At 50.2% G+C, this 279-nt stretch carries 1 rRNA gene; it reads right to left on the minus strand.

The annotated features are described in order from the left end of the window. Positions 1–279 (minus strand): 16S ribosomal RNA (locus tag HP548_RS02450); the annotation flags it as partial.

Consider the following 279-nt stretch of genomic DNA (forward strand, 5'->3'; position numbering starts at 1 on the left):
AAGTGCTGGCAACTAAGATCAAGGGTTGCGCTCGTTGCGGGACTTAACCCAACATCTCACGACACGAGCTGACGACAACCATGCACCACCTGTCTTGAATGTTCCGAAGAAAAGGTACATCTCTGCACCGGTCATTCAGATGTCAAGACCTGGTAAGGTTCTTCGCGTTGCTTCGAATTAAACCACATACTCCACTGCTTGTGCGGGTCCCCGTCAATTCCTTTGAGTTTCAGTCTTGCGACCGTACTCCCCAGGCGGAGTGCTTAATGTGTTAACTTC

The organism is Paenibacillus taichungensis (assembly GCF_013359905.1).
In the GTDB taxonomy this organism is placed as follows: Bacteria; Bacillota; Bacilli; order Paenibacillales; family Paenibacillaceae; genus Paenibacillus; species Paenibacillus taichungensis.